This window comes from Kitasatospora sp. NPDC017646 (assembly GCF_044329365.1).
Taxonomy (GTDB): domain Bacteria; phylum Actinomycetota; class Actinomycetes; order Streptomycetales; family Streptomycetaceae; genus Kitasatospora.
Window position 1 is genome coordinate 1 of sequence record NZ_JBIRJC010000146.1, and the last position, 1,251, is coordinate 1,251.

A 1,251-nucleotide genomic window follows, 5' to 3' on the forward strand; every position below is an offset into this window, starting at 1 on the left:
GGTGGGGGGAAGCTGACACGGAGGGGACGTCTGTGGTGGCTGCCCCTTCTTGTGGGCCCGGTGAGTGTTGTGGTCCCGGTGAGTGCAGCACGGACGGGAGAGCCAGGCACAGGGCTGCTGCGATGCAGGCCGCGGTCGCGCCCAGAGCGTGCCGGCGGTGGCGGCGCCGGTCGGCGCGCCGGCGGATCTCCGCAGCGGGCAGGGTCGGTGCGGGCATCTGCGTGCCGAGCAGCCGCAGCCGGTCGGCGAGGGTCTCGTGGACGGGGTCAGACACGGAGCTTTCCTTCCTCGCTGGTCGGGGCATGGTCAGCGAGTATGGCCGCGAGCGCGGTCCGGCCGCGGGCGAGGCGGCTCTTGACGGCGCTGACGCTGGCGCCGGTCTCGGCCGCGACCTGCTCGACGGAGAGGTCGCACATGTGGTGAAGGACCAGGGCGCTCCGCTGCGCCTCGGGCAGGTCGCGGAGCGCGGTGACCAGCATCAGGTGCTCCTCGGTGGGCGGCTCGACGGTGAATGGTTCTTGGCGGTGGTGGCGTCCGGCCAAGAGCAGGCCCCGGGCGAGACGCCGCCAGCGGGAGTGGGCCAGGCGCCGGGCCGTGGTCCGGATCCATGCCTCCGGGGCATTGCCCGGGTCGAAGGTGCGCCTTCGGTCCCACGCGCGGGTGAAGGCCTCCTGGACCACGTCCTGTGCTTCGGACCAGTTGCCGGTTATCGCGTAGAGCTGCCCGGTCAGGCGGGAGAAGGACGCCGCGTAGAACGCGTCGAACTCCTGTGGCGTCATCAAAGGCCTCTCCTCCGGGGCTGTCCGTCAGCTCGCGGCACGGGCGGCTCGCGAGGAAGCACTCCTCGGCCGCGGCGGGTCAGCCGTGCGTCCTGGGCGGAGCCTCCCGCCCTGTACGCACGAGCGCCGTCCCGGGGTTGCACCGACGGTCTATGACCTGGATCACGTGTGCCGGGTGCGACCTGCCGGGCGCCGGGAGGCGTACAGGGGTGCTGGCATCAACTGGACGCCCGCAGGAAAGGACACGGATTCATGCGTATCCGCCCGATCATGCTCATCACCGCCACCGCCACCGCCGCAACCATCGCGACCGTGGGGGGAATGGCCACCGCCGCAACCGGCACCTCCACACCCACCCCCACGGCCCACGGCAAGCCCTCCGGTGCGCCCACCGCCACGGCCCACGGCGCCGGCTCGGCCGGCGCCTCGGTGGTCTCCGGCAGCGGCTCGTCCGCTACCCGTGTGACTGCCA

Annotated in this window: 1 protein-coding gene and 2 pseudogenes; 1 reads left to right on the forward strand and 2 read right to left on the reverse strand. The window is 72.6% G+C overall.

Annotated elements, in window-relative coordinates; genetic code table 11:
* Positions 1-274: pseudogene (locus ACH4J0_RS43255) on the reverse strand (hypothetical protein); the annotation flags it as partial.
* A complete protein-coding gene (locus tag ACH4J0_RS43260) occupies positions 267-779 on the reverse strand; it encodes a SigE family RNA polymerase sigma factor (RefSeq protein WP_396246667.1) in 513 nt (170 codons plus the stop codon). The gene ACH4J0_RS43260 and the pseudogene ACH4J0_RS43255, both read right to left, overlap by 8 nt.
* A 252-nt stretch (positions 780-1,031) precedes the next feature.
* Here ACH4J0_RS43260 and ACH4J0_RS43265 point away from each other — a divergent pair.
* Positions 1,032-1,251 (forward strand): annotated as a pseudogene (locus ACH4J0_RS43265) (hypothetical protein); the annotation flags it as partial.